Raw genomic sequence first — 4,621 nt, 5'->3', positions numbered from 1 at the left:
CGTGCTATTGGGGCAGGCACTTTGAGAATATGTGCCATTAACCAGCTCATAAAAACCTAAATCAGTGCTTCAGCCTGGGCCAATGCCTTCAGGGCCAGGGCGGCGGCACTAGTGCGATTGTCGACCTGGAGCTTACTGAAAATCTGCTCCAGATGCTTGTTTACCGTGCGCGGGCTCATACTCAAAATCTCGGCCACCTCACGATTGGTTTTGCCCTGGGCAATCCAAAAAATCACTTCCGACTCGCGCTCGGTCAGCTCTAACTGTTGTTTTAATAGGGCCGGACCTGTGGCGCGTTGACCGTCGATGAGCCGCACAATGCATTCACCATCTTGAGTCGAAATCATCCGGATGGTGAGCGGATAATCCAGTTCGGCCAGGACCAATGTCTGGCCCACGGCCGGTTGGTGACGCAACCAGATGCGAATCTGGTCAGCAACCAGGGCATAGTGCTCCGGAGCGGCCAGATGGGCCTTCGCCAACAGGGTGTAAGCTTGCGGCGTGGCCCAATTCTGTTCACCGCGATCGTTGACCGAGAGCAGATTTTGTCCGGCTGTGTCCAGCGCACCATAGGCACTGCGGGTCAGTCGGGCATTGGTCAGATGCACCCGGATCCGCGCCACCAGCACCGCCGGGTTAATGGGTTTGGTCAGGTAATCCACACCGCCGGCTTCCAAACCGCGCACCACATCCTCACTGTCGCCTAGGCCGGTCATGAAGATCACCGGTATGTCAGCGAGCAAGGCATTGCTCTTCAATTGCCGGCAGGTTTCAAAACCGTCCATTACCGGCATCAAGGCATCGAGCAAGATCATATCCGGTTTCATCCGTTCGGCGATCGCCAGCGCTTGCTTGCCTTCCAGGGCCACCAATACATCCATACCGCTGGATTCAAGGGCATCGTGCACCATGGCCAGGGCGTCGGGGGAGTCGTCAACGGCCAGCACCAGTGTGCCTCTTAGATTGCCATTCATCGATCAAACTACCTCTATCATCTTGCTGAGTTGGGAAAACTGTAACCGCTCGACTCGCTCCACCAAGCGGTCATAGTCTGCTTGGTCGAGCGCGTCCTGGTCGTACAGGTCCGCTAGAGCAGTGAGCATGCCACGCTTGTAGCCGATATCGGCCGCGCTGAACAGAGCCTCCAATAACGGGCCCTGCACAATACGAATCGGTGCTGGCGCGGCTGGCGGCTGATAAGCATTGGTCGCAGGCTCGTCGAGCGGCGCCCTACTGTCGGCATTGTCGTCGCTGTAGAGCCAGTGCACCTCGAGTAGCGTTGCTAGGCTGCTGAGCAGTCGGTAGTTGTCGAGCGGCTTAACCAGATATTGATCGAAACCCAACTGTTGTTGCCGATCGGTGTCGGGTATTTGGGCGTTGGCCGAGAGCATTACGATGGGTGCCTTGATGCCGTCAGCGCGTAACAGGGCGGTCAGTTCAAAACCACTTTTGCCGGGCATATTGACATCGAGTATGTAGAGGTCGGCACCGGACCCGGCAAAGTCCGCCAGACACTGCTCGGCACTGACCGCTTCGAGCACATTAAATCCTAGCGGTTGCAGCAGTTCGTTGATTAGGCCGCGCACGGTGGCATCGTCATCGACCACCATAATGGTGCGCCGGGTCCCTTGGTAGCCCTCAATACGGCGCTGCGGCGCGACCTCGGCCGGGTCATGCTCGGCCCAAGGCAGCATCAGGGCGACCTTAAATTGGCTGCCGGTGCCTAGGGCCGAGGTCAATTGAATATCGCCGCCCATAATCTCCACTAGGAGTTTAACGATGGTCAGGCCCAAACCGGTGCCCGGCACATGCGCCGTAGCACTATTTTGGACTCGCTCGAAGGGCGAGAAAATGCGCTCCTGTTCCGACTCGGCGATGCCGACGCCAGTATCGATCACCGTGAACTGCGCGACCTGATTGCGATAGCGCACATGAAACTCAACCGACCCCTGCTCGGTATATTTAATGGCATTGCTGAGCAGATTGATCAACACTTGGCGCAGGCGTTTTTCATCTGCTCGAACCCAGTCGGGCAGAGGATCGTGCAGCACCAGTTTGAGTTCAATGCCCTTGCTCTGCGCTTGCATCTGAAACATATAGGCAAGCTGATGAATCAGACCCGGAAAGGCAAATTGGCTGATATGCAGGTTAAGCCGCCCGGCTTCAATCTTGGAGACGTCGAGCAGGCCCTCAATCAGGTCGGCGAGATATTGACCGCTGCGATGGATGGTATTGAGACCGGGCCGATGCGTTTTAGGGGTGTCCTTGCGGTCACTGAGCAGCTGGGTATAGCCGAGGATCGATTGCAGTGGGGTACGCAATTCATGACTGATACCCGATAGGTATCGGCTCTTGGCGGCATTGGCCCGCTCGGCCAATTCCTTAGCCTGTTGCAACTGCGAGTCGGTGGACTTGTGTGCGCCAATTTCCTCGATCAGTTTTTGCGTCTGAAGGTTCGACTCCCGCTGTGCTTCCACTCGGCTCTCATGCGCGAGCAGAAATAACCAAGTCACCACACCCGAGACAATCATCAGGGTAAAGAATAGGGTCCACAGGCCGCTGGCGAAGACGGTCAAATCGCCGTGCCCTTGCAGCTCCATATGTCGGTATATCAGCGCCAATAGGGCGCCGATAAACAGATTTACCAGGGCAAACCAAATCAAAAACTGACCGCTACGGCCCAGCAACTGTTCCGTCAACCACGGCGGCAGCACCTTCTTGAACCAGCGCAACGTTGTGCTAGTAGCCTCGACGGGCGGTTTGCATTGGTCTAAGCAACGGGCATCTAACGAACAACAGAGCGAGCAGATAGTCTGTTGATACGCCGGACAATAGAGCACATCCTCCGGCTCGAAATGGTTTTGGCACAGGCTGCAATGCTGATCGACCGCTGCCGACGGCGGCTCATCGGAGGTGCTAACAATAGGTTCCGGTGCGCTGCGCGCCAGATAGTATTTGCCTTCGGTGAGCCAGGCGATAAGCGGCACCAGCACAAAGCTGGTCGCAATACTCAAAAAATGGCCGAGCGTTTTCAGCCCCTCCCCGAACAGGCCTAGGTAGGCACAGAGGCCAACCGCCGTGGCCAACGCCATCGAGACCGTGCCAACCGGATTGATGTCATAAAGGTGGCCGCGTTTAAATTCGATCTGTTTTGGGCTCAGCCCGAGCGGCTTATTGATCATCAGATCGGCCGACAGACAACAGAGCCAGCTTACCGCTACCAGGGCAAAGACACTGAGCACCGACTCCAGCGCCTGGTGCACGCCCAACTCCATCAGCAGCAGGGCCAATGCGACATTGAACACCAGCCAGACAACCCGGCCGGGATGAGAATGGGTTAGGCGCGAGAAGAAGTTTGACCAGGCAATGGAGCCGGCATAGGCATTGGTTACATTGATCTTCATCTGTGACACGATCACCATCAGCCCAGCCAAGATCAGCGCCAAACGATCGGACTGGATCAGATAACCGAAGGCGCGTTGATACATCAGGGTCGGATCGGCCGCACTAAGAGCATCAATACCCTGAGATACGGCGACAAAGGCCAGAAAGGAGCCAAGCAACATCTTCACTAAACCCACACTGACCCAACCCGGTCCGGCCAGGACCAACCAAAACCACCAGCGACGGCTATTGTCGGGTGTTTTTTCGGGCATAAAACGCAGGTAATCTACCTGCTCGCCGATCTGCGCCACCAAGGCAAAGAGAATCGAGGCAGCCGCGCCAAACATCACCCAATTGAATTGATGACTGCCCGGCACAGACACCGGACTGTAGTCGACCCAGGCGCCCAATTGCTGCCATTCATTGAACACGACCACCAAGAGAGCCGCGATCTGCAGCACCAGCCACAGGCTTTGGGTGCCCAGCTGAAATCGACTGATCGCGGTGATGCCACGGATCACAATGGGTATAACCGCACCGGCACAGATTAGGTAGGCCAGTGCCAAGGGTATGCCAAACAGTAGGTTCAGGGCGGAACTGAGAATGGCCGCCTCGATGGCGAAAAAAATAAAGGTAAAGGAGGCATAGATAAGCGAGGTAAGGGTCGAACCGAGGTAACCGAAACCGGCCCCCCGGGTCAGCAGGTCGATGTCCAAGCCGTGCTTAGCACTGTAATAGGCGATCGGCAGACCGGTGACAAAAAAGATCAGGCAGACCACTAGAATTGCGGCCACGGCATTGACGAAACCATAGGCTAGCGTCACCGCAGCGGCCAAGGCTTCCAAAGCCAAGAAGGCGGTCGCCCCGAGCGCCGTGCGGCCGACCATGCCAATGCTCATCGTCCTGCCCTTGCGCGCGGTAAAACGCAGGGCATAGTCTTCTAGGGTCTGATCGGCCACCCACTGGTTATAGTGACGCCGGACCTTGAGAATTTTGTGCGCACTTTTTGTGCCGTCCGGTACCGCTGTCATGTGTTACTGACCATTTATGAACCAATACAGTGCCTGGGTATAATTCTAGCGCACCAAAACGAACCAAGAGCCGCCTGACTGGTCGAGACAAGGGAGGTTTTTTGCGCCTGAACTGATGTATAGCAGCGAATGTGCCAACTGTTGATGCTTATGGTCTATCTGCCGGAATGGTATGGGCTGACGCGGAAACGGAAACGGAAACGGAA

Annotated in this window: 2 protein-coding genes; both read right to left on the bottom strand. The window is 56.3% G+C overall.

The window, feature by feature from the left end; genetic code table 11:
• Window positions 1–56 precede the first annotated feature (56 nt).
• Window positions 57–974 carry a response regulator transcription factor gene (locus tag AC4FIC_RS13360; RefSeq protein ID WP_100256282.1) on the bottom strand — a complete coding sequence of 306 codons (918 nt, stop codon included), beginning with the start codon at window positions 972–974 and terminating at the stop codon, window positions 57–59.
• 3 nt (window positions 975–977) lie between these two features.
• Complete coding sequence (locus AC4FIC_RS13355; RefSeq protein WP_273285951.1) at window positions 978–4,415, bottom strand: hybrid sensor histidine kinase/response regulator; 3,438 nt, start codon at window positions 4,413–4,415, stop codon at window positions 978–980.
• Window positions 4,416–4,621: the final 206 nt, after the last annotated feature.

The sequence above is a fragment of the Reinekea sp. genome, from assembly GCF_982785585.1.
This window is presented reverse-complemented; position numbering and strand designations above follow the sequence as displayed.

What these genes read in the sequence shown, in the direction of transcription:
- AC4FIC_RS13360 (WP_100256282.1), bottom strand. Translation starts at nt 974, where the DNA reads ATGAATGGCAATCTAAGAGGCACACTGGTGCTGGCCGTTGACGACTCC.
- AC4FIC_RS13355 (WP_273285951.1), bottom strand. Translation starts at nt 4,415, where the DNA reads ATGACAGCGGTACCGGACGGCACAAAAAGTGCGCACAAAATTCTCAAG.